Consider the following 23,478-nt stretch of genomic DNA (forward strand, 5'->3'; position numbering starts at 1 on the left):
GTAGGCCCGTCCGTCACGCGTCCGGGAACACCAGGTCCAGGGCGCGGAGCCCGGCCGGGTCCGTGGTGATGTCGAGGGCGGCGATCCGGTCGCGGCGGAAGGCGAACGCCACCGCCCCGACCGGGCGTCCGGCCGCGTACGCCACCAGCCCGACCGCGCCGTCGACCAGCGCGGCCCGGACGGCGTCACCGGGCACCCGGGACAGGGCCGTCACGGCGGCCACCGCCACGGCGGCGGCCCCGTGCACCGGGCCCCGCTCCCCGTACGCCACGGCCTCCGGGTCGAGCAGGGCGGCGAGCGCGGCGGCGTCACGCGCGCGTGCGGCGGCCAGGAAGGCGTCCGCGACCGCCCGCCGCCGCCCGGGACCGGCCGCGCCCTCCCGCAGCCGCCCCGGGCCGGTCGCGTCCCCGCCGCCCCGCAGCCGCTCGCGGACCGCACGGGCGCCGCGGACGGCGTCGGCGGGCGTGCCGCCGGTGACGCGGGCCGTCTCGCCGGGGGCCAGGCCGAAGACGTCGTGGAGGAGGTACGCGAGCCGCCGGCGGGCGTCGAGCCGGTCCAGGACGGCGAGGAAGCCCAGCAGGACGGTCTCGTCCAGACGATCCGGATCCCCCGGCGGCCCGCCGGGCCCCGGACGCCGACCGCCGGGCTCCTCCGCCCCGCGCGCGGGGCCGCCCGCGTCCAGGCACGCGCGGGCGACCAGCGCCGTCAGCCAGAGCCGTACCACCGCGGGCGCGTCCGCGCCGAGGCCGGCCCGGACCCGGCCGAGGACGGCCGCCGCCTCCCGCTCCGCCCCCGCGCCCAGGAGCCGCAGGGCGACGCCCCGCAGCCGTTCCTCCTCGGCGTCGAACCGCGCGCCCAGGGCGGTCACCACAGCGTCCTCGTGCATGGGCTCTCTCTCGCTTCCCGTCGGGTTCCGTCACCTGCCTGACGGGCGGGTCGCGGCCGTTGTGACGGGGGCCGGACGGGCGTTGTCGGTGCCGGGTGCCACGATCGACACAGGGACGGTCACGGAACACGGGGGAGGGGCCGGATGACGGAGCGGGAGCGGGCGGTCGAGGAGATCGTCGCGGTGTTCGCCGAGGCGGCGCCGGAGGGATGGCGGCGGGCGGAGTTCGGCTGGCAGGAGAGCGACCACGCGTTCTCGATGGGCGCCGGGGGGTACGCGACCCCGGACGGCGGCCGGCAGCGGCTGCCGCTGCGGACGGTGCACCGCCGGCTCACCGGTCCCGCCCGGGCCCTGCGGCCTGCCGGGGCGGCCGGCAGCGTCGCCGAGCTGGAGCTCACGCCCGACGGCGCCTACCGCCTGGTCGTCGCCCCGGGCGCGGGGCCCGGGCCCGGTCTCGACGGCGCCGCCCGGATCGTCCTCGGCCCCGGCGCCCGGCTGCCCGAGCCCGGCCGGGAGGAGGCCGTCGGCACGGCGGTGCCGGCCGGCGACCCCGACGAGGCGGTCGCGCTCTTCCGGACCGTCATGGCCCGGCGCGCCGATCTGCTGGGCGGCCCCGAGCGACTGCCCGCGCCCGCGGGCGAGGACGCGATCGCGGCGGCGGAGCGACGCCTCGGCGCCCGGCTCCCCGCCGACCTGCGGGCCCTGTACGCCCTCGCGGACGGCGACCTGGTCGACGGCCGGCACCGTGACGTCCTCGGCGAGGCGGGCTGGCTGAGCCTCGACGCGATGACCGCCGTCCACGCGCGCGTGCGGGAGCCGGACTGGCTGGGCTGGAGCCACGGCTGGAACGCGGTGATCCTCGACGCGGCCCCGCCCGGCCGGGTGCGCCGCTGCACCGGCGACCCGACCCGCGTCCCGTTCCTCACCAACGAGGACGGCAACTACCGTGCGGTGGACCTCGCCCCGGCCCGCCACGGCAGACCCGGGCAGGTCATCGGCATCGGCCGCGACCACGCCCACGGCGCCGCGTACCTCGCGGACTCGGTGACGGCGCTGCTGAGGTGGACGCTCGCCGAGCTGGAGCGGGGCGCGTACGAGGTCGAGGACGGGTGCGTCTGGCTCGACCGCACGCTCAGCTCCACCGTCCCGTACCGGCCGCGCGCCGGCTCGGTGGCGGAGCCGCCCGGCCCGGACGTCCAGGAGGTGGAGGCGCGTGACACCGACGGCCCCGTCGACCTCGGCGCCCTCGCCGGCGCCCCGGCCCTGCGCCAGGTGACCCTGTACGGCGGCGCGGCGGCCGGGGACCTGACCCCGCTGCGGACGGCGCCGGTCGAGTCGCTGACCACCGCCCTGAGCGGCACCGGCGGCGGCCTGGCCCCGCTCACGGGCCATCCCCGGCTGCGGGCGCTGCGGCTGACGGGCGCCGCGGCGCCGGTGGACCTGGCTCCGCTGCGTACCGTCCCCGGTCTGTGCGGGCTCGACGTGAGCGGGGTGCCGCTCGCGGACGCGTCGGTCCTCCGTGAGCTGCGGGGGCTGCGGTATCTGGTGCTGGACCGGCGGCAGTGGGCGGCGCTGTCGGCCGCCGGCGGGGCGCCGGACGGTCTGGCCGCGGCCGTGCTGGCCGAGCCGGGCGCGGGGCTCGACGAGACGCTGGAGCTGGCGGCCCGGCTGGGTCAGCCGCTGGAGGTCTTCCGGGCGGCGGGCGTCCTGCCGGTCTCGGCGAGAACCAGACAGACGAAGGCGACCCCGAGGAGCGCGAGCGCTCCCGGGCCGACGTAACCGGGTCCGTCGCCGGTCGCCCGGCTGCCGCCGTCCTCCCGCAGGCAGAGGTACCGGGGCGGCAGGTACGTGACCCGGTGGCCCACCACGTCGGCGGCGGTCCGTGGGTCGTCCGCGATCCGGCAGGGCCGCGGGGGGAAGGCGTCGGTGCCGCTGTCGTCCGTGACGAGCACGGCGAGTCCCACGCCGAGCAGCCCCCAGGCGTACAGCGCGACGGCGGCGGCCGCCGCCAGCGCCGCCCCGCACCGCAGCAGCGTCTGCCGCCCGGCCCGCCGCACCCCGACCCGACCGAGCCGTCCGCATCCGTACCCGGTGAGTCCGACCGCGGTGAGGACCGCGGCGACGAGCAGCGCGAGGATCGTCATCCGCCGACCTCACCACCGCGGCCCGCCGACGGCCATGACGGAGGCCACAGTTCCGGGCACGGACCGGCCGGGAGCGTGAGCGGGCGGGTGCGGCGGCGCCGTGCCGTGCCGTCCGGCCACCCCGCCCCGACGGGCCGTCAGGCCGCCCCGTCCCGCGGGCCGTCAGGCGGCCGCCGCGCGCTCCAGTTCCGCGAGGACCCGGTCGGCGCGTTCGGTGACCAGGGCGAGGACGCGGCCGGCGGCGGCCAGATCCTCGGCCGGGATGCCGCCCCAGACGCGGGCGGACAGCGGGGCCGCCTCGGTGGCGACGGCGGCGAGCAGGTCGCGGCCCGCGTCGGTGGGGAGCAGGCGGGGTCCGTCGGCGGTGAGCAGGGCCTTGTCCCGCAGGGCGTCGAGGGCGGCGCGGGCGTCGGCCGGGTCGCCCTTGACGCTCGCGCGGACCCGGGCGACGAGGTCGTCCCCGGTCAGCGTGGTCTCGGCGGTGACGGCCGTGCGCAGCGCGATCTGCTGGAGGAATGTGACGCCGTGCCGGGCCAGGACGTGTTCCAGGACGCCCCGCGCGGCGTAGTGCGCCAGGCCGAGCGCGCGGGCGTCGGCGGCGGGCGCGCCGGCGGTCGCGGGTGTCGTGCGGTTCGTCGGGTGCGTGGTCATGGTGTGGCCCCCTGAGTGGTCTCGTCGGTGGTGGTGCCGGTGTCGCGGGGAGGGGAGGGAGCGAGGGGGACGTCGAGCAGCGCCGTCAGCTCCTCGGTGAAGGCGCGGGTCCGCGCCGCGTCGAGGCCGCCCAGCGGTTCCAGGAGCTGCTGGAGCAGGTCCTGGACGACGGTGACGGCCCGCCGGGTGACGGTCCGCCCCTCGTCCGTGAGGGAGAGCTGCACGGCCCGCGGGTCGCGGGGGTCCCGCTCCCGGGTGATCAGGCCGGCCGCCTCCAGGGAGCGGGCGAGCTTCGAGACGTACAGCGCCTCCATCCCGGTGTGGTCGGCGAGCCGCCGCTGGCTGGGCCGCTCGCCGGTCCGCCGCATGCCGTGCAGCGACGCCAGCAGCGAGTACTGCGCGTGGGTGAGGCCCAGCGGGGCCAGCGCGCGGTCGACCGCGACCCGCCACTTGTTGGCGAGCCGCCACACCAGAAAGCCGGGCGTGGGGCCCGGGGTTCCCTTGCTCATGGCGCATACCGTACATGGCTACTATGTCCATGGCTACTAAATTCGCGAGACGGACCGCGGCACGGGTCGCGGGCCGGACCGTTGGGCGCTCCGCGAGCCGGACCGCAGGGCGTTCCGCGCCACCCTCCCCGCCTCATTGCATAAAACTGCGACTCCCCGTATAGTCATGCCATCCATGAGGAGGGTTTCGATGACGGTACGAGCAGCAGTCGCAGGCGCGAGCGGATACGCGGGCGGGGAACTCCTGCGCCTGCTCCTCGCGCACCCCCACGTCGAGATCGGCACCCTGACCGGCCACTCCAACGCCGGACAGAGGCTCGGCGGCCTCCAGCCGCACCTGCTGCCGCTCGCCGACCGCGTCCTCGCGCCCACCACCGCCGAGGAGCTGGCCGACCACGACGTCGTCTTCCTGGCCCTGCCGCACGGCCAGTCCGCCGCCGTCGCCGAACAGCTCGGACCGGACGTCCTCGTCGTCGACATGGGCGCCGACTTCCGGCTGCAGGACCCGGCCGACTGGGAGACGTACTACGGCTCCCCGCACGCCGGCACCTGGCCCTACGGCCTCCCGGAACTGCCGGGTGCCCGCGCCGCGCTGGAGGGGTCCAAGCGCATCGCGGTGCCCGGCTGCTACCCCACTGCCGTCTCGCTCGCCCTCTTCCCGGCGTACGCGGGCGGGCTCGCCGAGCCCGAGGCCGTGATCGTCGCCGCCTCCGGCACCTCCGGCGCCGGCAAGGCCCTCAAGCCGCACCTGCTCGGCAGCGAGGTCATGGGCAACATGACCCCGTACGGCGTCGGCGGCGGCCACCGGCACACCCCCGAGATGATCCAGAACCTCTCCGGCCCGGCCGGCGAGCGGGTCACCGTCTCCTTCACCCCCACCCTGGCGCCGATGCCCCGCGGCATCCTCGCCACCTGCACCGCCGCCGCGAAGCCCGGCACGACCGCCGAGGCCGTCCGCGCCGCGTACGAGAAGGCGTACGCGGACGAGCCGTTCGTCCACCTCCTCCCCGAGGGGCAGTGGCCCGCGACGGCGTCCGTCCACGGTTCCAACGCCGTTCACATCCAGGTCGCGTACGACGCGAACGCGCACCGGATCATCGCGATCAGCGCCATCGACAACCTCACCAAGGGCACCGCCGGCGGCGCGGTGCAGAGCATGAACATCGCCCTCGGCCTCCCCGAGGACACCGGACTCTCCACGATTGGAGTCGCTCCATGAGCGTCACCGCAGCGCAGGGATTCACGGCGGCGGGCATCGCCGCCGGGATCAAGCAGAACGGCAACCCGGACCTGGCCCTCGTGGTCAACACCGGGCCGCGCCGCGCCGCCGCGGGAGTCTTCACCTCCAACCGCGTCAAGGCCGCCCCGGTCGTCTGGTCCCAGCAGGTCCTCGCCGACGGCGAGCTGACCGCCGTCGTCCTCAACTCCGGCGGCGCCAACGCCTGCACCGGCCCGCAGGGCTTCCAGGACACCCACGCCACCGCCGAGAAGGTCGCCGAGGTCCTCAGCTCCCGGGGCACCGAGGTCGGCGCCGGCGAGGTCGCCGTCGCCTCCACCGGCCTCATCGGCGTCCTCCTCCCCATGGACAAGCTCCTCCCGGGCGTCGAGAAGGCCGCCGCCGAACTCTCCGCGCACGGCGGCGAGAAGGCCGCCATCGCCATCAAGACCACCGACACCGTCCACAAGACCGCCGTCGTGACCAAGGACGGCTGGACGGTCGGCGGCATGGCGAAGGGCGCGGGCATGCTCGCCCCCGGCCTCGCCACCATGCTGGTCGTCCTCACCACCGACGCCGACGTCGACGCCAAGGGCCTCGACGCCGCCCTGCGGACCGCCACCCGGCTCACCTTCGACCGGGTCGACTCCGACGGCTGCATGTCCACCAACGACACCGTCCTCCTCCTCGCCTCCGGCGCCTCCGGCACCACCCCCGCGCAGGACGAGTTCGCCGACGCCGTCCGCGAGGTCTGCGCCGACCTCGCCCGCCAGCTCATCGGCGACGCCGAGGGCGCCAGCAAGGACATCCGCATCGAGGTGATCAACGCGGCCACCGAGGACGACGCCGTCGAGGTCGGCCGGTCCATCGCCCGCAACAACCTCCTGAAGTGCGCCATCCACGGCGAGGACCCCAACTGGGGCCGCGTCCTGTCCGCCATCGGCACCACCTCCGCCGCCTTCGAGCCCGACGAGCTGAACGTCGCCATCAACGGCGTCTGGGTCTGCCGGAACGGCTCCGTCGGCGAGGACCGCGACCTCGTCGACATGCGCTACCGGGAGGTCGTCATCACCGCCGACCTCGCCGCCGGCGCCGAGTCCGCGGTCATCTGGGCCAACGACCTCACCGCCGACTACGTCCACGAGAACAGCGCGTACTCGTCATGACCAACGCCACGCGGAAGCACACCGCCCTCCCCAAGGCCCAGACGCTCATCGAAGCCCTGCCCTGGCTCACCCGCCACCACGGCAAGACCGTCGTCATCAAGTTCGGCGGCAACGCCATGATCGACGACGAGCTGAAGGCCGCCTTCGCCCAGGACGTCGTCTTCCTGCGCCACGCCGGCCTCAAGCCGGTCGTCGTGCACGGCGGCGGCCCCCAGATCAGCGCCGCCCTCGACCGGCACGGCATCGTCAGCGAGTTCAAGGCCGGCCTCCGGGTCACCACCGAGGACGCCATGGACGTCGTACGAATGGTGCTCGCCGGCCAGGTCCAGCGCGAGCTCGTCGGGCTGCTCAACCAGCACGGCCCGTTCGCCGTCGGCCTCACCGGCGAGGACGCCCACACCATCACCGCCACCAAGCACCGCCCGGAGATCGACGGCGAACGCGTCGACATCGGCCGCGTCGGCGAGATCACCGCCCTCGACACCGGCGCCATCCAGGCGCTCCTGGAGGACGGCCGCATCCCGGTCGTCTCCTCCATCGCCCGCTCCCAGGACGACGGACATGTCTACAACGTCAATGCTGATACGGCGGCTGCGGCACTCGCTGCGGCGCTGGGCGCCGAGACCCTGATGGTCCTGACCGACGTCGAGGGCCTGTACGAGGACTGGCCGAACAGCGACGAGGTCATCAGCCGGCTCACCGCGAGCGAGCTGGAGAAGCTGCTGCCCGAGCTCTCCAGCGGCATGGTCCCCAAGATGGAGGGCTGCCTGCACGCCGTCCGCAACGGCGTCACCACCGCCCGCGTCATCGACGGGCGCGTCCAGCACGCCATCCTGCTGGAGATCTTCACCGACGAGGGCATCGGCACGATGGTCGTGCCGGACGGACAGGGGGAATCATGAGCAACCAGCGGCTGACCGAGCGGTGGCAGGGCGCGCTCATGGACAACTACGGCACCCCGCGCCTCCCCCTGGTCCGCGGCGAGGGCGCCCGGCTGTGGGACGCCGACGGCAAGGAGTACCTGGACTTCGTCGGCGGCATCGCGGTCAACGCCCTCGGCCACGGCCACCCCGCCGTCGCCGAGGCCGTCTCCCGCCAGATCCGGAGCCTCGGCCACGTCTCCAACCTCTTCGTCGCCGAACCGCCCGTCGCCCTCGCCGAGAAGCTCCTCGGCCTGTTCGGCCGGCCCGGACGCGTCTTCTTCTGCAACTCGGGTGCCGAGGCCAACGAGGCCGCGTTCAAGATCGGCCGGCTCACCGGCCGCACCCACATGGTCGCCACCGACGGCGGCTTCCACGGCCGCACCATGGGCTCCCTCGCCCTCACCGGCCAGCCCGGCAAGCAGGCCCCGTTCCTGCCGCTGCCCGGCGACGTCACCCACGTCCCGTACGGCGACGCGGAGGTACTGCGCGCCGCCGTCACCGAGGACACCGCCTTCGTGATCATCGAGCCGATCCAGGGCGAGAACGGCGTCGTCGTCCCGCCGCCCGGCTACCTGAAGGCCGCCCGCGAGATCACCCGCGCCACCGGCACCCTGCTCGTCCTCGACGAGGTCCAGACCGGCATCGGCCGCTGCGGCCATTGGTTCGAGCACCAGGCCCACGAGGGCGTCGACCCCGACGTCGTCACCCTCGCCAAGGGCCTCGGCGGCGGCCTGCCACTCGGCGCCACCGTTGCCTTCGGCGCGGCCGCCGACCTCTTCGCCCCCGGCCACCACGGCACCACCTTCGGCGGCAACCCCGTCGCCTGCGCCGCCGGCCTCGCCGTCCTCGACACGCTCGGCGCCGACGCGGCCCTCGACCACGTCAAGTCCGTCGGCGAGCGGCTGCGCTCCGGAATCGAGGCCCTCGGGCACCCGCTGGTCTCCCACGTCCGTGGCGCGGGCCTCCTGCTGGGTATCGTGCTCACCGAGCCCCTCGCACCCCAGGTGCAGCAGGCGGCTCAGGACGCCGGCCTCCTGGTGAACGCGCCCGCCCCCGACGTCGTACGGACCATGCCCCCGCTGGTCCTCACCGACGCCGAGGCGGACGCCTTCCTCCAGGCGCTCCCGGCGGTCCTGCACACGGTGCACGAGGCGAACGGGCAAGGACGAACCGGAGAATGAGGCGACGATGACCGACGCGCAGGGGAACGAGCACGGAGGGCCGTCGGTCCCGCAGACCCGCACCGCACGCCACCGCAGGATCGTCGACATCCTCAACCGGCAGCCGGTGCGGTCGCAGAGCCAGCTCGCCAAGCTCCTCGCGGACGACGGGCTGAGCGTCACCCAGGCGACGCTCTCCCGCGACCTCGACGAGCTCGGCGCGGTGAAGATCCGCAACACCGGCGGCGAGCTGATCTACGCGGTCCCCAGCGAGGGCGGCTTCCGCACCCCCCAGGCCCCGCTCGGCGAGTCCGCGAAGGAGGAGCGGATGCGCCGGCTCTCCGGCGAACTCCTCATCTCCGCCGAGGCGTCCGCCAACCTGGTGGTCCTGCGGACCCCGCCGGGCGCCGCCCAGTTCCTCGCGTCGGCCATCGACCAGGCCGAACTGCACGCCATCCTCGGCACCATCGCCGGCGACGACACCCTGCTGCTCATCTCCCGCGACCCGGTCGGCGGCCAGGCCCTCGCCGACCACCTGCTGCGCCTCGCGCAGAAGGGCACCTGAGCCCCGGTCAGTACCGCGTGACCGCCGTCGGACCCCGCCGGGTGCCGACGGCGATGTGCGGCCGGCGCGCCGGATCGGCCCAGGCGAGGATCGCCCGCATCGCGTCCGCCGGGACGGAGACGCACCCGGCGGTGGCCCCGCGCCCGTTCACGTGCAGGAAGATCCCGGCGCCCCGGCCGCGCACCGGGCGGGCGTAGTTGAAGCCGATGACGAGCGCGTGGGCGTACTGCGTGCCGTACGCGACGATGTGCTCGGCCTCCGCGGCGCGGCAGTCCGCCGGCAGGCCCTCGACCCAGCGGTTGTACGCACGCGAGTCGTTGTCCTGGCACCACCACGAGTCCCGGGTGGCCCGGACGTACCGGAAGCGGGTCCCGGCGGGCGCGGGCCGGATCCCGAAGGCGTACGGCAGGTCGTACAGGCCCGTCGGCGTGGTCTTCGTCCCCTGCCGCCTGGTGGCCCCGTCGGCCAGCCCGTTCGCGCCGAACCGCGCCGGCGCCGATCCCGCCCGCACCCACCGCCCGCCCCGCCGGTCCCACCAGGTGACGGTCCCGGTGGTGGCGGAGGCGTCCGCGGCCACGGCGGTGACCAGCTGCGAACCGCCGCCGGTGTCCGCCATCCGCGCGGGCAGCGGCACCTCCGGGGGAGCGGGCGCGGAGGCCAGGGAGAGCAGCGCGGCGCCGAGGACGAGAAGGGTACGCATGGCGGCGACGCTAGGCCGCCCGCGCACCCCCTGCCACGCTACTGGCCCGAGTGGGGGAGCGCGGGCAGCGGCAGCGGAAGCGCCGGCAGTCCGTCGAGGCTGGTGGCGACGTGGTCCTTGCCCTCGCAGTAGGCGTTGAACTCCTCGTCCGTCTTGCGGTTGAAGAAGTCGGCGTGCAGCGACCGCTCCTCGCGGAACTCCATCAGCGGCACGGCGAAACCGCAGGAGTCGCTGATCCGCCGGGCGTGCACCAGGACGATCGCCCGCGCGCTGATCTGGTCCTTCACGGCCTCCTCGGGGAACCGCGCGAAGAGCTCCGGCCAGCGCGGGTCGTCCCGCAGGACCGCCTCGCCCTCGCCGTGCACCCGCACCACGGTCGGCGGACCGGAGAACGCCGTCCACATCAGCGTGATCCGCCCGTTCCCCGGCTCCCGCAGGTGCGCCAGGGTCTCGGCGCTGCTGCCGCCGAAGTCGACGTAAGCCAGGGTCAGTTCGTCCAGCACGACGAGCGTGCCCTTGCGGCCCTTGGGGGAGAGGTTGACGTGCCCGTCGCCGGAGAGCGGAGCGGTGGCGGTGAAGTACAGCGGCTGCGCCTCGATGAACTCCCGCAGCCGCCCGTCTATGCGTGCGTACGTTTTTCCCATGGGCTCATCTTCCTCCGCCGTGCACCGCCGTGACGGCCTGTTTCACGGAACGGACCGCGTCAGGACCACAGCGCCCGCCGCGCCGCCCGTACGACGGCGGGCTCGGGGTCGTCGAGCAGCGCCTCCATCAGCCGGGGCTCCACCGCGTCGAGCAGCCGCAGCCCCGCCACCGCCGAGGCCCGCACCCGGCCGTCCGGGTGCGCCGTCAGCTCCCGCAGCAGCGGCGCGTCCACGCTCCGGGACCCGCACTCGCCGAGCCCGAGCGGCGCCCGGGCCGGTATGCGGGCGCCGGCGCAGGCGGCCCGGTACGCGGCCACCGGATCGCCGCCGCCCTGCCGCAGCACCCACCGGGCGCAGGCCCGGGTCCGCCCCGACCGGTCGTAGAGGTACGGCTCCGCCTCCGCGTGCCGCCCCGCCCGGCGCAGCGCGGTCACCCCGGCCGCCCGGACCCGCCCGGCACGGGCGCCCAGCAGTACGGCCAGGGTCGCGTCGGGCTCGTCGGCGGCGACGGCGGCCGAGGCGGCCCGCTCCTGCACCAGGGGGTCGGAGTCCCCGGCGGCCACCAGGGCCAGGCCGCGCCCGCTGTACAGCTGCCGGTCGAGGGCCACGGCCAGCGCGACCCGCCGGGTGGCGCCGTCGCGGCAGGCGAACAGCAGACGGGTGACCCGGTCGGGGTCCCCTTTCCGCAGCAGCCCGTCGAGGAGTTCCGTCGCCGCGCCGCCCCGCAGCCGCCGGCCGAGCCGCAGGATCACGGGGGCGGTGACGGCGAGCGTCCCGGCGGAGGCGTCGGCCAGGGACTCCCGCAGCACGGCGAGGGCACGCGCGCGTACCGGCGCGGCCCAGTCCGCCGCCCGCACCGCGACCAGCGGCAGCAGCTCCGGCCGTCCCACCGCGTGCGTCAGCGCGGCCTCCCGGATCCGCCCGTCCGGATCGCACAGCGCGAGCGCGATCCCGGCCTCGGTGGGCTCCTCCCGCACCCGGCCGGCGGCCCGTTCCCACAGGCCCCGCCACCCGGGCCCGCGCACCCCGGTGAGCCACGCGTGCGACGGCGTGAGCGCCCCCCGCCGGACCGCGTGCCGCACGTCCTCGTCCAGGTCCGCCCATGCCTTGGGGCGGGTCACGTCCAGCACCCGGCGCAGGGGAAGTCCCCGCCCCAGCCGCCGTACCGCCGCCTGCCGCGCCTCCGCCTCGTGTGTCATGCGGGGAGGCTAGGCGGCACCGTCTCCCGCGCGCCCCGCATTATTCGCCGGCGGGCGCGGTTCCGCAGCCGCAGGCCGCCCGGCGGCGCCGGCGGGCTTCGGTCCACCAGGCGGCGAGGCGTTCGGCGTGCGCGTCGGCGAGGGCGCGGATCTCCTCCGCGTGGGGGCCCGCGGCGGCCTTGCGGTCCCACCGCAGGCGCCGGGCCTGGGCGCGGGCGGCGGAGCGGACCCGCGGATCGGGGTCGTCGAGCAGGCGGAGGGCGTTGAGCAGGACCTCCGGGGCGTAGCGGAAACCGAGGAGTTCCATGGCGAGGCGTCGGCGCGGGGGCGGTTCGCCGGGGGCCGTGAGCGCGATCAGGTGCGCGGTGGAGACCTCGCGGGCGGCCCGGCCGAGGGCTTCGCGCGCCGCGCGCGCCACCTCCGGGGCCGGGTCGGCGAGGTGCGGCAGGGCCTCGGCCCAGCCGAGAGCGTGGCGGCGGGCGAGCAGGGTGAGGGCGCGGGCCCGCACGCGCGCGTGGCGGTGGCCGAGGAGACCGCGCAGGGCCCCGGGGGCGTCGCGCAGGGCGCGCAGCACGACCGCCCCGACGCGGGGGTCGGGGTCGTCGGCGTACGGGGGCAGTCCGGCGTCCGGCAGGGCCCGCAGCAGCCGCAGCGCGCCCAGCGCCCGGGCGCGTACGGCGCCGTCGGCGTGCCGAGTGAGCGCCCGGAACAGCGGGACGTCCTCGGGGCGGCGCTCCTGCGCGAGTCCGCCGACCGCCGGGGGCGTGACGGTCGCCGGGTCGGCGCACAGCCCGCGCAGCCGTGCGGCCGGGTCGCCGCCGGCCTCCCGCAGGGCGTCCCGGGCGAGGCCGCGGACCCAGGGGGAGGGGTCCGTCAGGTGCGGTACGAGGTCCCCGGCGCGTCCGGCGGCTCCGAGGCGCGCCACGGCGAGGCCCCGGACGACGTTGTCCGGCGCGGACAGCAGCAGGTGGAGGGCGGGAAGGGCGCCGGGCAGGTCCGGCAGGGCGCGGGCGGCGAGCCTCCGGACGTGCCGGTCGCGGTCGCCGAGGGCGAGGCCGGCCAGGTCGCCGGGGGAGGGCAGCCCGGCGTCCAGGGCGCGGCGGAGCGCCCGGACCCGCGCCTCGGCGTCCTCGCCCTCCTCCGGGAAGCCGGGGAACCGTTCCCACGCGGCGGCCGTGTCCTCGCCGTGCGGGAGCCGTTCTCCCGGGCGGAGCGGGTGCGGGGGCGGTTCGCTCGTCATGCGGCGGACCCTATCCGGGGCGCGCGGCCCGGGCAGCCGACAGGGCCCTTGATTGACGAATCATGCGGAAGTCTGCATACTCATGCATCAGTAAGGGAAGCAAGGGTTCGGTCATCGACGGCGAGGAGCAACCAGAAGTGAGCAGCAACAACGGTGACGTCCGGCTCTGGGGCGGACGCTTCGCCGACGGCCCCGCCGAGGCCCTGGCGAAGCTCTCCGCCTCGGTCCACTTCGACTGGCGCCTCGCGCCGTACGACATCGCCGGATCGCGCGCCCACGCGCGCGTGCTCCACAAGGCGGGGCTGCTCACCGAGGACGAGCTCACCCGGATGCTGGCCGGCCTGGACCGGCTGGAGGCGGACGTCGCCGACGGCTCCTTCACCGGCACGATCGCCGACGAGGACGTCCACACCGCCCTGGAGCGCGGCCTCCTGGAGCGGCTCGGCGCCGAGCTCGGCGGCAAGCTGCGGGCCGGCCGGTCCCGGAACGACCAGGTCGCCACCCTCTTCCGGATGTACCTCCGCGACCACGCCCGGATCATCGGCGGCCTCATCGCCGACCTCCAGGACGCGCTCGTCGGCCTCGCCGAGGCGCACCCGGACGTCGCCATGCCCGGCCGGACCCACCTCCAGCACGCCCAGCCGGTGCTCTTCGCCCACCACGTCCTGGCCCACGTCCAGTCGCTCTCCCGGGACGCCGAGCGGCTGCGCCAGTGGGACACCCGGACGGCGGTCTCCCCGTACGGCTCCGGCGCCCTCGCCGGCTCCTCGCTCGGGCTCGACCCGGAGGCGGTCGCCAAGGACCTCGGCTTCGAGCGCGGCTCGGCCGGCAACTCGATCGACGGCACGGCCTCCCGGGACTTCGTCGCGGAGTTCGCCTTCATCACCGCGATGATCGGCGTCAACCTCTCCCGGATCGCGGAGGAGATCATCATCTGGAACACGAAGGAGTTCTCCTTCGTGACCCTCCACGACGCCTTCTCCACCGGCTCGTCGATCATGCCGCAGAAGAAGAACCCGGACATCGCCGAGCTGGCCCGGGGCAAGTCCGGCCGCCTCATCGGCAACCTGTCCGGCCTGATGGCCACCCTCAAGGCCCTGCCGCTCGCCTACAACCGCGACCTCCAGGAGGACAAGGAGCCGGTCTTCGACTCCTGCGACCAGCTGGAGGTCCTGCTCCCCGCCTTCACCGGCATGATGGCCACGCTCACCGTGAACCGCGAGCGCATGGAGGAGCTGGCCCCGGCCGGCTTCTCGCTCGCCACGGACATCGCGGAGTGGCTGGTCAAGCAGGGCGTGCCGTTCCGGGTCGCGCACGAGGTGGCCGGCGAGTGCGTGAAGGTCGCCGAGTCCGAGGGCAAGGAGCTGGACGAGCTGACGGACGAGCAGTTCGCCAAGATCTCCGAGCACCTGACCCCCGAGGTCCGCACGGTCCTCAACGTCCCCGGCGCCCTCGCCTCCCGTGACGGCCGCGGCGGCACCGCCCCCTCCGCCGTCGCCGCCCAGCTGGTCGAGGTCAAGGCGGACCTGGTCATCCAGCACGCCTGGGCCGACGCCAAGAACTGACACCGGGACCTACAGCGCCGCCGCCCAGTCCGCGAGCCTGTCGAAGTCCGGCCGGAGAAGCCCGAGCCGGGGGTCGACGTGCAGCAGCAGGGCGGCGGCGAGGTGGTTCCGGTCCACGTACTCGTGGTCGTACGGCGTGATGTCGTCGTCCACCCACGCGAACGGCCGCCCCCGCGCGTAGTCCAGCACGTACTGCGTCTTCCAGAACGTCCCGCGCGGGGCGGCCCCATGCATCCGCGGCCAGTCGACGAACGGCAGCTCCGGCAGCCCCAGCGGCTCCCGCCCGTGCCTGCGGTCGAGCCACCGCAGCGGCCCGGTGCCGGGCCGCCCGCCCGGCCGCATGCCCTGGTGGGGCATCGCAATTTCACATGAGACATGGATGTCTCACCCGGTGTAGAGTTGTCTCATGTCAGTCGACCGCACCCAGGTGCTCCGTACCGCCGCCGCCCTGCTCTCCCGCAAGGCGACCGCCACCATGGACGAGGTCGCGCGGGCGGCCGGGATCGGGCGGGCCACCCTGCACCGGCACTTCGCCGGGCGGGACGCGCTGGTGCGGGCGCTGGAGCAGATGTGCATCGAGGAGGCGGAGGCCGCGCTCGACGCGGCCCGGATCGAGGAGGGGCCGGCCGACGAGGCCGTCCGGCGGCTCGTCGCCGCCTCGCAGCCCGCCGCCCCGCTGCTCTCGTTCCTCGTCACGGAGAACCAGCTCTTCGAGGGCGAGGGGCAGAACGAGGGCTGGGCCCGGCTCGACACCCGGCTCGTCGCCCTCTTCCGGCGCGGCCAGGAGGAGGGCGTCTTCCGCATCGACCTGAGCCCCGCCTGGCTCTGCGAGGCGTTCTACGGGCTGATCAGCTCGGGCGCCTGGGCCGTCGCCGACGGGCGGGTCGCCGCCAACGACTTTTCTTACATGATCGCCGAGCTGCTGCTCGGCGGAGCGCGCAGGAGCGTGGAGAAGTGATCACCGAAACCGTCCAGCCCGAAAGCCATACCGAGGGCGTCCGCCGCCCCGGCCGGTGGCTCGCCCTCGCCGCACTCGTCCTGGCCGTGCTGCTGGTGGCCGTGGACGCCACGGTGCTCGGCCTGGCGACCCCGTTCCTCTCCGAGGACCTGAAGCCGACCGGCACCCAGCTGCTGTGGATCGGCGACGTCTACTCCTTCGTCATCGCCGGTCTGCTCGTCTCCATGGGCAGCCTCGGCGACCGCATCGGCCGCAAGAAGCTGCTCCTCGTGGGCGCCGCCGCGTTCGGCGCCGTCTCGGTCCTGAACGCCTACGCGTCCAGCCCCGAGATGATGATCGCCGCCCGCGCGCTGCTCGGCGTCGCCGGCGCGACCCTGATGCCGTCCACCCTCGCCCTCATCCGGAACCTCTTCCACGACCCGCGCGAGCGCAGCCTCGCCATCGGCATCTGGGGCGCCATGGCCTCGGCCGGCGCCGCCGTCGGCCCGGTCGTCGGAGGCTTCCTGCTGGAGCACTTCTGGTGGGGCTCGGTCTTCCTCATCAACCTGCCCGTCATGGCCGTCCTGGTCGTCATCGGCGTCAAGCTGATCCCCGAGTCGAAGAACCCGAACCCCGGCCCCTGGGACCTGCCCAGCGTCGGCCTCTCCCTCGTCGGCATGATCGGCGTCGTCTACGCGATCAAGGAACTGGCCTCGCACGGCCTCACCCTCGACGTGGCCGTCGCCGCGCTCGCCGGCGCCGGCGGCCTCACCTGGTTCGTCCGCCGCCAGCTCACCCTGCCGGCCCCGCTCCTGGACATGCGCCTGTTCCGCAACCGCGGCTTCTCCGGCGCCGTCCTCGCCGACCTGCTGACCATCCTCGGCCTCGCCGGCCTGGTGTTCTTCCTGTCCCAGTTCTTCCAGCTGGTCCAGGGCCGCTCACCGCTGGAGGCCGGCCTCGCCGAACTGCCCGCCGCGGTCGGCTCGGTGACCGCCGTTCTGCTCGCCGGCCGGGTCGCCCGCCGGTACTCGGTCCGCTCGGTCGTCGCCGGCGGCCTCGCCGCCATCGGCCTGGCGCTCGCCGTCCTCACGGTCATCGGCCGCTCCACCGGCTACCCGGTCCTCGGCGCGAGCCTGCTCGTCGTCGGCGTCGGCGCGGGCCTCGCCTTCACCGTCACCGCCGACGTGATCCTCTCCAGCGTCCCCAAGGACCAGGCCGGCTCCGCGTCCGCCGTCTCCGAGACGGCGTACGAGCTCGGCGCCGCGCTCGGCATCGCCCTGCTCGGCTCCATCGTGACCGGCGTCTACCGCGGCTTCACCGCCCCGGCCGGCGTGCCGTCGGACATCGCCGCCGCCGCCCACGACTCGCTCGGCGGCGCCGTCGAGGCGTCCGGGGCCCTCGACCCGGCCCGCGCCGGCGCGCTGGTGACGGCCGCCCAGGACGCGTTCGTCGACGGCCTGCGGATCGCCGCCGGCGTCGGCGCGGCCGTCCTCCTCGCCACCGCCGTCGCCGCCTGGTTCCTCCTCCGGGACCAGAAGCTGGGCGAGACCACCGAGCACTGACCCGGCACGCCGGCAGCCGCGACGCCGGCACACGAGAGCGCCCCCGGACGGCATCCGTCCGGGGGCGCTCTCACACCGTCACGCCGCTTCCTTCGCCTTCGTGGCGTACATGTCCACGTACTCCTGGCCCGACAGGCGCATGACCTCCGCCATCACCGAGTCCGTCACCGCGCGGAGCACGTACCGGTCGCGGTCCATGCCCTCGTAACGTGAGAACTCCAGCGGCTCGCCGAACCGGACCGTCACCTGCACCGGGCGCGGGAAGCCCGCGCCGCCCGGCTGCGCCTTGTCCGTGCCGATCACCGCGAACGGCACCACCGGCGCGCCGGTCATCAGCGTCAGCCGCGCCACGCCCGTACGGCCCCGGTAGAGCCGGCCGTCGGGGGAGCGGGTGCCCTCCGGGTAGATCGAGAAGATCTTGCCCTCCTCCAGCACCCGGCGGCCCGTCATCAGCGCCGCGACCCCGCCCCGGCCGCCGTCTCGGTCCACCGGGATCATGCCGACGCTGGTGAAGAACCACGCCATCAGCCGGCCCTTCAGGCCCTTGCCCTTGACGTACTCGTCCTTGCCGATGAAGTAGACCGGGCGGTCCAGGCAGATCGGCATGATCATGGAGTCGATGAAGGTGAGGTGGTTGCCCGCGAGGATCACCGGCCCGTTCCCCGGCACGTTCTCGGCCCCCTCCACACGGGGGCGGAACATCAGGCGCAGGACCGGACCGAGAGTGGCCTTCACGATCGCGAGACGGGACAACGGTTCCTCCGGTGGCGGGCGGGCGGCTCCGGGAGCCGACGGTGCAGCACGCGACGATACTCGCGGGTCACCCCCGCCCGCACATCGGGTTCACCGAACGGATACACGGTGTTGACGCGTGTTTGCGCCATGTTCCGCCCAGGTCCTCCCCCCGTAGGGGATCACTGCCTACCGTCGGGGCCACCCACCGACAGGTGCGGGACATCACACAGGAGGACCTCCATGACCCAGGGCGCACCCAGGACCCCGGCCCGCCGCACGCTGCTCGGCGCGGCAGGCGCCGCCGCGTTCGGCGTCACCGCCGGGCTCGCCGCCGGCGCGGGCACCGCGCAGGCCGCCGAGACCGGCCGCGCGCACGGCCGGGGCCACGGGCGCGGCTACCGCTCGCTCCCCGTCCCCACCGTCATCGCCCACCGCGGCGCCAGCGGCTACCGCCCCGAGCACACCCTCGGCTCGTACGCGCACGCCCTGGACCTCGGCGCCCACGTCATCGAGCAGGACCTCGTCCCCACCAAGGACGGGCACCTGGTCTGCCGGCACGAGAACGACATCACCGGCACCACCGACGTCGCCGACCACCCCGAGTTCGCCTCCCGGAAGACCACCAAGACCGTCGACGGCGTCGCCTACACCGGCTGGTTCACCGAGGACTTCACCCTCGCCGAGCTGAAGACCCTGCGCGCCAAGGAGCGGATCCCCGGCACCCGCCAGGAGAACACCCTGTACGACGGCCGCTGGACCGTCCCCACCTTCGAGGAGGTGCTGCGCTGGGCCGACGAGGAGGGCCGCCGCCGGGGCCGCGAGATCTGGCTCCACGTCGAGACCAAGCACCCCTCGTACTTCCGCTCGATCGGCCTCGGCCTGGAGGAGCGCCTCGCGAAGCTGCTCCGCCGCTACGGCCGCCACCGCGCGCACTCCGCCGTCTTCCTCCAGTCCTTCGAGCCCAGCAGCGTCCAGCGCCTGTCGAAGCTGGTCGACTCCCCGCTGGTGGTCCTGCTGTCCGGCGCGAACACCCGCCCCTGGGACTTCGTCGAGGCCGGCGACCCGCGGACCGTCGCCGACCTCGTCACCCCGGCCGGACTGCGCTGGATCGCCTCGTACGCCCAGGGCATCGGCCCCACCCTCGACCTGGTGATCCCCAAGGACGCCGCGGGCCGGCTCACCACCCCCACCACCCTGGTGCGGGACGCCCACGCGGAGGGCCTGATCCTCCACCCGTACACCCAGCGCAACGAGAACGCCTTCCTGCCCGCCGACTTCCGCCGGGGCACCGACCCGGCCGCCTACGGCGACGCCTTCGGCGCCCTGAAGCGGTACTTCGAGACCGGCATCGACGGCGTCTTCTCCGACAACCCCGACACCGCCCTGCTGGCCGCCGCGGACTTCGCCGGCCGCTGACCCGGGACCGCCGCCCGGTCGGCCGGCGCCGCACCGCCGTACGCCGACCGGGTGGTTCCCCCGCCGCGGCGCAACCACGCCGCCGCGCCCCCGCATCGCACCGGGCATGACCTCCCCGGAAACCCTCCTCGCCGCCCTCAGCCCGCTCCTCGCCGCCGAATCGCGGGCCGAGGCCGCCGCCGGGATCGAGCCCGGCGACCTCGAACAGGCCGTGTGGCTGCGGCTCCTGGAACGGCTCGACGCCGACGGCGGCGCCCCCGAGCGCCCCGCCGACTGGCTCCGCCGCGCCGTCCGCGCCGAGGCCCGCCGGGCCCGCCGCACCACCGGCCGCGAACGCCCGTACCACGACGGCGACACCCGCCCCGATCCGTACGGCCCCGGCCCCGAGAGCTCCGCCCTCACCGCCGAACGCCGCCGCACCCTCCGCGCCGCCGTCACCCGGACGCCCGGCCGCTGCCCCCGGCTGCTGAACGCGATGCTCGACCCCGCCGACCCCACCTACCGCGAAATCGCAGGAACGTTGGGTATCTCACAAGGAAGTCTGGGGCCGATGCGTTCCCGTTGCCTGGGATGCCTGCGCAGAATGCTCGCGGCAGAGGTTCCCGCATCCGGCCGACGGGGAAGAGTGCGGGGTACCGATCGGTGACCAGATGAGCGGGAGGCATGCACACATGGGCCTGAGTGTGACCATCTCGGCGGCGGACGCGCGCGACGCGGAGCAGATCCTGAAGCTGCAGTACCTCTGCTACCAGAGCGAGGCCGAGCTGTACGGCGACTGGTCCATCGAACCGCTCACCCAGACGCTCGACGCCGTCCGCGCCGAGATCGCCGAGGGCCACGCCCTGGTGGCCCGGCTCGGCGACGAGGTGATCGCCTCCGTCCGCGCCCGCACCGACGAGGACGGCACCGCGCACATCGCCAAGCTCATCGTCCACCCCCGGATGCGCCGCCACGGCATCGGCGGCCGGCTCCTCGACGCCATCGAGCGCCACTGCGCCGGCACGGACGCCGCCCCCAAGCGCTTCCAGCTCTTCACCGGCCACCGCAGCGAGGGCAACCTCCGCCTCTACCGCGCCAAGGGCTACGCACCGACCGGCGCCCGCGAGGTCGGCCCGAAGCTCACCCTCGTCACCCTGGAGAAGGCCGCCTGAGCCGCCCGCGCGCCGGCCGGCCTCAGGCGGTGCGCGACCGGCGCAGCCACCAGATGCCGCTCAGCGGCAGCAGCACCGGGATGAAGACGTAGCCGTAGCCGAACTCCGACCACACCGTCGAGTCCGGGAAGGCCGACGGCTCCAGCAGCGTCCACGTCCCCACGACCAGCACGCCCGCGAGCTCGGCGGCGCAGCACACCAGCGCCGCCCTGCGGGCCGTCTCCCCGCCGCGCACCAGGGTGTACGTGATGAACACGTACACCACCGCCGCCACCGCGGACAGCGTGTACGCCAGCGGCGCCTCGTCGAACTTGGCGCTGATCTCGTACACCGAGCGCGACGCCGCGCCCACCGACATCACGCCGTACAGCCACACCAGCAGCATGCCGGGGCCCGTCACGAGCCGGGTCCCGGTCCGCGTCTCCGCCATGGTCAGCCCACCGTCCAGATGTCGAAGAGACGCACCTCCAGGACCGCGAGCACGACCGCGCCCGCCGCCACCGTCGCCGAACCCCAGCGGGTCCGCTCGGCCAGCGACATGAAGCCCGCGATCGGCACGGCGCACAGCGCGCCGAGCAGATAGGCGACGAAGATCGTCGTCCCCTCCTCGGCCTTCTCGCCGCGCACCAGCTGCACGATGCCGACGATCAGCTGGACCAGGACCAGGAAGGTCACCACGGCCATGCCGATGAAGTGCCAGTCCTTGGTGGGCTGGTCCCGGTAGGCGGCGAAGCCGCACCAGGCGGCGAGGGCGAGCGCGGCCACCGAGACCGCGATCGTGAGGGCGTCAAGCATGCGCCCGAGGGTATTACGGCCCGAATGCCCCTCTCCGCGCGCCCCCGCCCCCAGCGCCCCGGCGCCCCGTCGCCGGACCGTGGTCTTGGCCACATCCCGGCCTCGTCCGGGCGGTCCGCGCGCCTCCGCCGGAGCACCCGGAGGGGCGTCTCCACCGCAGGCGGCACAGGGGGAGAGGCAGGAGCGAGCCGGTCCGGGAGCGTCCGCATCGCGTCTCAGCGCCGTCCGGAATGCGGACAGCGGACTTCCGTTCGCGACTGCGCATGCTTTACTTGCAGCCATGACCACGACGAGCAGCCGCATCCTTGCGACCGAGGCGAACACGACGCCCGGTGCTCGTTGTATGTGTCGAATGTGCGCCTTCTGAGGGCCCCCGCCTGAGCCTCGCGCCCCGAAGCGAGACCCCGACGGCCGAGCCGATCCGCCCGCCTCCCGGCGCCGGACCGTGCCCGCCCCGCGCACACCGCCACCCCGGCCGACCGCCGGAGCGGCCCCCGTGCGCCTGACTGTCCGAAAGACGAATGCCCCGTGCACGGCGGACCCACGCGTCGCGCACTCGACAGTGACGGAAACCCCTGTGATCACCACTTCGGGCCTGACCAAGGTCTACGAGTCACGCGGCCGCCAGGTCACCGCCCTGGACGGCGTCGACCTCCACGTCCGCGAGGGCGAGGTCTTCGGCGTGATCGGCCAGAGCGGCGCCGGCAAGTCCTCCCTGATCCGCTGCGTCAACCTCCTGGAGCGCCCCACGTCCGGCACGGTGACCGTCGACGGCGTCGACCTCACCGCCCTCGCCGGCAAGGGCCGCCGCGCCGGCAAGGACCTGCGCCGGGCGCGCAGCAGCATCGGCATGGTCTTCCAGCACTTCAACCTGCTGTCCTCGCGCACCGTCAAGGACAACATCGAGCTCCCGCTGGAGATCCTCGGCGTCCCCTCCGTCGAACGCTCCCGCCGCGCCTTCGAACTCCTCGACCTCGTCGGCCTCGCCGACAAGGCGAAGAACTACCCCGGCCAGCTCTCCGGCGGCCAGAAGCAGCGCGTCGGCATCGCCCGCGCCCTCGCCGGCGAGCCCAAGGTCCTCCTCTCCGACGAGGCCACCAGCGCCCTCGACCCGGAGACCACCCGCTCGATCCTCCAGCTCCTGCGCGACCTCAACCGGCAGCTCGGCCTCACCGTCCTGCTCATCACGCACGAGATGGACGTCGTCAAGACGATCTGCGACTCCGCCGCCCTCATGCAGAAGGGCCGGATCGTCGAGTCCGGCACCGTCGCCGAGCTCCTCGCCACCCCCGGCTCCCAGCTCGCCGCCGAACTGTTCCCGGTCAGCGGCCACGCCACCGGCCCCGACCGCACCGTCGTCGACGTCACCTTCCACGGCGAGGCCGCCACCCAGCCGGTGATCTCGCAGCTCTCCCGCACGTACAACATCGACATCTCCATCCTCGGAGCCGCGATGGACACCGTCGGCGGGAAGCAGATCGGCCGCATGCGGATCGAACTGCCCGGACGGTACGAGGACAACGTCGTCCCGGTCGGCTTCCTGCGCGAGCAGGGCCTCCAGGTCGAGGTCGTCGAGGACCCGGCGGAGCCGGGCGCGCCCGTGCTGCCCGCACAGACCCCCGTGCTCGCGAAGGAGAGTGCCAAGTGACCTGGGAAGAGATGCGCCCCCTGCTCGAACAGGGCACGGTCGACACCCTCTACATGGTCCTGTGGGCCACCGTCGTCACCATCGCCGGCGGCCTCCCGCTCGGCATCCTCCTCGTCCTCACCGACAAGGGCGGACTGCTCCAGAACCGGCCCGTCAACAAGGTCGTCGGTGCGATCGTGAACATCGGCCGCTCGCTGCCGTTCATCATCCTGCTGATCGCCCTGATCCCGTTCACGACCTTCGTCGTCGGCACCTTCATCGGCCCCACCGCCATGATCGTGCCGCTCGCCATCGGCGCCATCCCCTTCTTCGCGCGCCTGGTCGAGACCGCGATCCGCGAGGTCGACCACGGCCTCGTCGAAGCCGTCCAGTCCATGGGCGGCGGCATCCCCACCATCGTCCGCAAGGTGCTGCTCCCGCAGGCCCTGCCCTCGCTGGTCGCCGCCGTCACCACCACCGTCATCGTGCTCATCGGCTACTCCGCGATGGCCGGCGCGGTCGGCGGCGAGGGCCTCGGCTCCAAGGCCGTCACCTACGGCTACCAGCGCTTCGACACCACCTTCATGCTCGTCACCGTCGTGATCCTCATCGCCATCGTGACGATCGTCCAGCTCATCGGCGACGGCGTCGTCCGGCTCCTGGCCCGGCGCGGCCGCGCCGCCTGAC

Annotated in this window: 26 protein-coding genes; 14 read left to right on the forward strand and 12 right to left on the reverse strand. The window is 74.7% G+C overall.

Going from position 1 to position 23,478, the window contains the following annotated elements; genetic code table 11:
* Window positions 1–13: 13 nt before the first annotated feature.
* Entirely contained in the window at window positions 14–886 is an 873-nt protein-coding gene (locus ACFVQZ_RS18605) for an RNA polymerase subunit sigma-70 (RefSeq protein ID WP_383623929.1), read from the reverse strand.
* A 144-nt stretch (window positions 887–1,030) separates the two neighbouring features.
* Between ACFVQZ_RS18605 and ACFVQZ_RS18610 the strand changes: the two genes are divergently transcribed.
* Complete coding sequence (locus ACFVQZ_RS18610) at window positions 1,031–2,665, forward strand: SMI1/KNR4 family protein (protein WP_383623932.1); 1,635 nt, start codon at window positions 1,031–1,033, stop codon at window positions 2,663–2,665.
* Here the strand turns inward: ACFVQZ_RS18610 and ACFVQZ_RS18615 are convergent.
* The 3 genes from ACFVQZ_RS18615 to ACFVQZ_RS18625 form a co-directional block, all read right to left on the reverse strand.
* Entirely contained in the window at window positions 2,560–3,030 is a 471-nt protein-coding gene (locus tag ACFVQZ_RS18615) for a hypothetical protein (RefSeq protein WP_383623934.1), read from the reverse strand. The genes ACFVQZ_RS18610 and ACFVQZ_RS18615 overlap by 106 nt on opposite strands.
* 162 nt (window positions 3,031–3,192) lie before the next feature.
* Window positions 3,193–3,681 (reverse strand): MarR family transcriptional regulator, encoded by a 489-nt coding sequence (locus tag ACFVQZ_RS18620; protein WP_383623937.1) that lies wholly within the window; start codon window positions 3,679–3,681, stop codon window positions 3,193–3,195.
* On the reverse strand, window positions 3,678–4,190 hold the full coding sequence (locus ACFVQZ_RS18625) for a MarR family transcriptional regulator (RefSeq protein ID WP_030493516.1): 513 nt from the start codon (window positions 4,188–4,190) through the stop codon (window positions 3,678–3,680). The genes ACFVQZ_RS18620 and ACFVQZ_RS18625 overlap by 4 nt, the downstream gene beginning before the upstream one ends.
* A gap of 190 nt (window positions 4,191–4,380) precedes the next feature.
* On the opposite strand from ACFVQZ_RS18625, the gene argC reads away from it, so the two are divergent.
* Genes argC through ACFVQZ_RS18650 form a run of 5 tightly spaced genes read left to right on the forward strand, consistent with a single transcriptional unit; the run spans window position 4,381 to window position 9,220 of the window.
* Window positions 4,381–5,409, forward strand: a complete 1,029-nt coding sequence (argC, locus tag ACFVQZ_RS18630) for an N-acetyl-gamma-glutamyl-phosphate reductase (RefSeq protein ID WP_383623940.1) — start codon at window positions 4,381–4,383, stop codon at window positions 5,407–5,409.
* Window positions 5,406–6,572 (forward strand): bifunctional glutamate N-acetyltransferase/amino-acid acetyltransferase ArgJ, encoded by a 1,167-nt coding sequence (gene argJ / locus ACFVQZ_RS18635; protein WP_030493518.1) that lies wholly within the window; start codon window positions 5,406–5,408, stop codon window positions 6,570–6,572. The genes argC and argJ overlap by 4 nt, the downstream gene beginning before the upstream one ends.
* Window positions 6,569–7,474, forward strand: a complete 906-nt coding sequence (argB, locus tag ACFVQZ_RS18640; RefSeq protein WP_030493519.1) for an acetylglutamate kinase — start codon at window positions 6,569–6,571, stop codon at window positions 7,472–7,474. Before argJ ends, argB begins: the two co-directional genes overlap by 4 nt.
* Entirely contained in the window at window positions 7,471–8,676 is a 1,206-nt protein-coding gene (locus ACFVQZ_RS18645) for an acetylornithine transaminase (RefSeq protein WP_383623944.1), read from the forward strand. Before argB ends, ACFVQZ_RS18645 begins: the two co-directional genes overlap by 4 nt.
* Before the next feature lie 7 nt (window positions 8,677–8,683).
* A complete protein-coding gene (locus tag ACFVQZ_RS18650) occupies window positions 8,684–9,220 on the forward strand; it encodes an arginine repressor (protein ID WP_030493521.1) in 537 nt (178 codons plus the stop codon).
* A 7-nt stretch (window positions 9,221–9,227) separates the two neighbouring features.
* Here ACFVQZ_RS18650 and ACFVQZ_RS18655 read toward each other — a convergent pair whose 3' ends face one another.
* Genes ACFVQZ_RS18655 through ACFVQZ_RS18670 form a run of 4 tightly spaced genes read right to left on the reverse strand, consistent with a single transcriptional unit; the run spans window position 9,228 to window position 13,003 of the window.
* The gene (locus tag ACFVQZ_RS18655; RefSeq protein ID WP_383623947.1) at window positions 9,228–9,920 is read right to left on the reverse strand and encodes a L,D-transpeptidase; all 693 of its coding nucleotides are present in this window, start codon (window positions 9,918–9,920) and stop codon (window positions 9,228–9,230) included.
* A gap of 38 nt (window positions 9,921–9,958) precedes the next feature.
* Window positions 9,959–10,564, reverse strand: coding sequence for a pyridoxamine 5'-phosphate oxidase family protein (locus tag ACFVQZ_RS18660; protein WP_030493523.1), 606 nt, complete (start codon window positions 10,562–10,564; stop codon window positions 9,959–9,961).
* Between the two features lie 59 nt (window positions 10,565–10,623).
* Window positions 10,624–11,763: a hypothetical protein gene (locus ACFVQZ_RS18665; RefSeq protein WP_383623950.1), complete on the reverse strand. Its 1,140-nt coding sequence runs from the start codon at window positions 11,761–11,763 to the stop codon at window positions 10,624–10,626.
* A gap of 40 nt (window positions 11,764–11,803) precedes the next feature.
* Window positions 11,804–13,003 carry a hypothetical protein gene (locus tag ACFVQZ_RS18670; protein ID WP_383623953.1) on the reverse strand — a complete coding sequence of 400 codons (1,200 nt, stop codon included), beginning with the start codon at window positions 13,001–13,003 and terminating at the stop codon, window positions 11,804–11,806.
* 137 nt (window positions 13,004–13,140) lie between these two features.
* Here ACFVQZ_RS18670 and argH point away from each other — a divergent pair, with 137 nt between their 5' ends.
* The gene (argH, locus tag ACFVQZ_RS18675; protein WP_383623956.1) at window positions 13,141–14,568 is read left to right on the forward strand and encodes an argininosuccinate lyase; all 1,428 of its coding nucleotides are present in this window, start codon (window positions 13,141–13,143) and stop codon (window positions 14,566–14,568) included.
* Between the two features lie 9 nt (window positions 14,569–14,577).
* On the opposite strand, the gene ACFVQZ_RS18680 is transcribed toward argH, so the two are convergent.
* Entirely contained in the window at window positions 14,578–14,925 is a 348-nt protein-coding gene (locus ACFVQZ_RS18680) for a hypothetical protein (protein WP_383623959.1), read from the reverse strand.
* A 49-nt stretch (window positions 14,926–14,974) separates the two neighbouring features.
* Between ACFVQZ_RS18680 and ACFVQZ_RS18685 the strand changes: the two genes are divergently transcribed.
* Together ACFVQZ_RS18685 and ACFVQZ_RS18690 are read left to right on the forward strand one after the other, a co-directional pair.
* The gene (locus tag ACFVQZ_RS18685; RefSeq protein ID WP_030493528.1) at window positions 14,975–15,526 is read left to right on the forward strand and encodes a TetR/AcrR family transcriptional regulator; all 552 of its coding nucleotides are present in this window, start codon (window positions 14,975–14,977) and stop codon (window positions 15,524–15,526) included.
* On the forward strand, window positions 15,523–17,067 hold the full coding sequence (locus tag ACFVQZ_RS18690; protein WP_383623963.1) for an MFS transporter: 1,545 nt from the start codon (window positions 15,523–15,525) through the stop codon (window positions 17,065–17,067). The genes ACFVQZ_RS18685 and ACFVQZ_RS18690 overlap by 4 nt, the downstream gene beginning before the upstream one ends.
* 78 nt (window positions 17,068–17,145) lie before the next feature.
* Here ACFVQZ_RS18690 and ACFVQZ_RS18695 read toward each other — a convergent pair whose 3' ends face one another.
* Window positions 17,146–17,820: a lysophospholipid acyltransferase family protein gene (locus ACFVQZ_RS18695; protein WP_030493530.1), complete on the reverse strand. Its 675-nt coding sequence runs from the start codon at window positions 17,818–17,820 to the stop codon at window positions 17,146–17,148.
* Between the two features lie 222 nt (window positions 17,821–18,042).
* Here ACFVQZ_RS18695 and ACFVQZ_RS18700 point away from each other — a divergent pair, with 222 nt between their 5' ends.
* The 3 genes from ACFVQZ_RS18700 to ACFVQZ_RS18710 all read left to right on the forward strand — a co-directional run bounded on the left by ACFVQZ_RS18700 (window position 18,043) and on the right by ACFVQZ_RS18710 (window position 20,369).
* On the forward strand, window positions 18,043–19,218 hold the full coding sequence (locus tag ACFVQZ_RS18700; protein ID WP_383623966.1) for a glycerophosphodiester phosphodiesterase: 1,176 nt from the start codon (window positions 18,043–18,045) through the stop codon (window positions 19,216–19,218).
* A gap of 106 nt (window positions 19,219–19,324) precedes the next feature.
* On the forward strand, window positions 19,325–19,864 hold the full coding sequence (locus ACFVQZ_RS18705) for a sigma-70 family RNA polymerase sigma factor (protein WP_383623969.1): 540 nt from the start codon (window positions 19,325–19,327) through the stop codon (window positions 19,862–19,864).
* Between the two features lie 25 nt (window positions 19,865–19,889).
* A complete protein-coding gene (locus tag ACFVQZ_RS18710) occupies window positions 19,890–20,369 on the forward strand; it encodes a GNAT family N-acetyltransferase (RefSeq protein WP_383623972.1) in 480 nt (159 codons plus the stop codon).
* A gap of 22 nt (window positions 20,370–20,391) precedes the next feature.
* On the opposite strand, the gene ACFVQZ_RS18715 is transcribed toward ACFVQZ_RS18710, so the two are convergent.
* Window positions 20,392–20,799, reverse strand: coding sequence for a hypothetical protein (locus tag ACFVQZ_RS18715; protein ID WP_383623975.1), 408 nt, complete (start codon window positions 20,797–20,799; stop codon window positions 20,392–20,394).
* A gap of 2 nt (window positions 20,800–20,801) precedes the next feature.
* Window positions 20,802–21,164: a hypothetical protein gene (locus ACFVQZ_RS18720; protein ID WP_030493535.1), complete on the reverse strand. Its 363-nt coding sequence runs from the start codon at window positions 21,162–21,164 to the stop codon at window positions 20,802–20,804.
* A 577-nt stretch (window positions 21,165–21,741) separates the two neighbouring features.
* Between ACFVQZ_RS18720 and ACFVQZ_RS18725 the strand changes: the two genes are divergently transcribed.
* A complete protein-coding gene (locus tag ACFVQZ_RS18725) occupies window positions 21,742–22,812 on the forward strand; it encodes an ATP-binding cassette domain-containing protein (protein ID WP_030493536.1) in 1,071 nt (356 codons plus the stop codon).
* Window positions 22,809–23,477 carry a methionine ABC transporter permease gene (locus tag ACFVQZ_RS18730; protein WP_383623979.1) on the forward strand — a complete coding sequence of 223 codons (669 nt, stop codon included), beginning with the start codon at window positions 22,809–22,811 and terminating at the stop codon, window positions 23,475–23,477. The genes ACFVQZ_RS18725 and ACFVQZ_RS18730 overlap by 4 nt, the downstream gene beginning before the upstream one ends.
* The last annotated feature ends 1 nt before the right edge of the window (window position 23,478 follow it).

This window comes from Streptomyces sp. NPDC057854 (assembly GCF_042797055.1).
GTDB lineage: Bacteria > Actinomycetota > Actinomycetes > Streptomycetales > Streptomycetaceae > Streptomyces.

Excerpts from the sequence above, each read along its gene's own strand:
- ACFVQZ_RS18605 (WP_383623929.1), bottom strand. The coding sequence starts at position 886 with ATGCACGAGGACGCTGTGGTGACCGCCCTGGGCGCGCGGTTCGACGCC.
- ACFVQZ_RS18610 (WP_383623932.1), top strand. The coding sequence starts at position 1,031 with ATGACGGAGCGGGAGCGGGCGGTCGAGGAGATCGTCGCGGTGTTCGCC.
- ACFVQZ_RS18615 (WP_383623934.1), bottom strand. The coding sequence starts at position 3,030 with ATGACGATCCTCGCGCTGCTCGTCGCCGCGGTCCTCACCGCGGTCGGA.
- ACFVQZ_RS18620 (WP_383623937.1), bottom strand. The coding sequence starts at position 3,681 with ATGACCACGCACCCGACGAACCGCACGACACCCGCGACCGCCGGCGCG.
- ACFVQZ_RS18625 (WP_030493516.1), bottom strand. The coding sequence starts at position 4,190 with ATGAGCAAGGGAACCCCGGGCCCCACGCCCGGCTTTCTGGTGTGGCGG.
- argC (WP_383623940.1), top strand. The coding sequence starts at position 4,381 with ATGACGGTACGAGCAGCAGTCGCAGGCGCGAGCGGATACGCGGGCGGG.
- argJ (WP_030493518.1), top strand. The coding sequence starts at position 5,406 with ATGAGCGTCACCGCAGCGCAGGGATTCACGGCGGCGGGCATCGCCGCC.
- argB (WP_030493519.1), top strand. The coding sequence starts at position 6,569 with ATGACCAACGCCACGCGGAAGCACACCGCCCTCCCCAAGGCCCAGACG.
- ACFVQZ_RS18645 (WP_383623944.1), top strand. The coding sequence starts at position 7,471 with ATGAGCAACCAGCGGCTGACCGAGCGGTGGCAGGGCGCGCTCATGGAC.
- ACFVQZ_RS18650 (WP_030493521.1), top strand. The coding sequence starts at position 8,684 with ATGACCGACGCGCAGGGGAACGAGCACGGAGGGCCGTCGGTCCCGCAG.
- ACFVQZ_RS18655 (WP_383623947.1), bottom strand. The coding sequence starts at position 9,920 with ATGCGTACCCTTCTCGTCCTCGGCGCCGCGCTGCTCTCCCTGGCCTCC.
- ACFVQZ_RS18660 (WP_030493523.1), bottom strand. The coding sequence starts at position 10,564 with ATGGGAAAAACGTACGCACGCATAGACGGGCGGCTGCGGGAGTTCATC.
- ACFVQZ_RS18665 (WP_383623950.1), bottom strand. The coding sequence starts at position 11,763 with ATGACACACGAGGCGGAGGCGCGGCAGGCGGCGGTACGGCGGCTGGGG.
- ACFVQZ_RS18670 (WP_383623953.1), bottom strand. The coding sequence starts at position 13,003 with ATGACGAGCGAACCGCCCCCGCACCCGCTCCGCCCGGGAGAACGGCTC.
- ACFVQZ_RS18680 (WP_383623959.1), bottom strand. The coding sequence starts at position 14,925 with ATGCCCCACCAGGGCATGCGGCCGGGCGGGCGGCCCGGCACCGGGCCG.
- ACFVQZ_RS18685 (WP_030493528.1), top strand. The coding sequence starts at position 14,975 with ATGTCAGTCGACCGCACCCAGGTGCTCCGTACCGCCGCCGCCCTGCTC.
- ACFVQZ_RS18700 (WP_383623966.1), top strand. The coding sequence starts at position 18,043 with ATGACCCAGGGCGCACCCAGGACCCCGGCCCGCCGCACGCTGCTCGGC.
- ACFVQZ_RS18705 (WP_383623969.1), top strand. The coding sequence starts at position 19,325 with ATGACCTCCCCGGAAACCCTCCTCGCCGCCCTCAGCCCGCTCCTCGCC.
- ACFVQZ_RS18710 (WP_383623972.1), top strand. The coding sequence starts at position 19,890 with ATGGGCCTGAGTGTGACCATCTCGGCGGCGGACGCGCGCGACGCGGAG.
- ACFVQZ_RS18715 (WP_383623975.1), bottom strand. The coding sequence starts at position 20,799 with ATGGCGGAGACGCGGACCGGGACCCGGCTCGTGACGGGCCCCGGCATG.
- ACFVQZ_RS18720 (WP_030493535.1), bottom strand. The coding sequence starts at position 21,164 with ATGCTTGACGCCCTCACGATCGCGGTCTCGGTGGCCGCGCTCGCCCTC.